Source organism: Loigolactobacillus rennini DSM 20253, assembly GCF_001436505.1.
Lineage (GTDB): Bacteria > Bacillota > Bacilli > Lactobacillales > Lactobacillaceae > Loigolactobacillus > Loigolactobacillus rennini.
This window is the reverse complement of the sequence record NZ_AYYI01000071.1, coordinates 1-639: the sequence shown is the minus strand read 5'-3', so window position 1 is coordinate 639 and position 639 is coordinate 1. Positions and strand designations below refer to the sequence as shown.

1 protein-coding gene is annotated in these 639 nt (G+C 43.8%); it reads left to right on the top strand.

All coding sequences use genetic code 11. The annotated features are described in order from the left end of the window. Window positions 1-77: 77 nt before the first annotated feature. Window positions 78-639, top strand: a 562-nt coding sequence (locus FC24_RS08595) for a hypothetical protein (protein ID WP_235807362.1), incomplete at its 3' end; no start/stop codon positions are given.

Below are 639 nucleotides of genomic sequence, written 5' to 3'. Positions count from 1 at the left end.
ACAATTAGTAACGATAATAAAAACAAGGTAAATTAGGGTACGTTTGACAGTACCTATCAACAAGGGAGGTTATTTTCATGACAAAAAAATATCTTGCCGAAATCAAGGCATTAAATGGCGATAAAATTGGCACACAAGCACATGGTCAAGCGACATTCACCTTAACAGCTGATCAATTACAAATTAAGTTGGAAATGTTTGCGACACCAGCGAACATGCAACACTGGGCGCATTTTCATGGTTTTCCCGATGGCGAAGATGCCCAAGTTGTGACGTTGGCAGATGATGCTAATGGGGACGGCTGGCTAGATCTACCGGAAACCGCACCAGTTTCTGGTGCGACCATGGTCCCCTTTGACAATGCACCACAGCAGATGAATATCCCCAATGACCGTTATCCGGTAGCGGATGCAAAAGGCCACTTTGTTTATCAAGCACAAGTGCCGTTAGCTGATTTGCAAAAGCAATTTAAAGCGGCTTTTGGCACCACAGATTTAGCCTTGGCAACCCGGGTTGTTTACATTCACGGTGTACCAGAAAGTCTACAATTGCCAGATACAGTTGCTGGCGAAGTGGCAAATTATGGGTCTAGAATTTTTGGTGTTGGAAAGTATTTCCATTCCAAAAGTACTAGGCCCT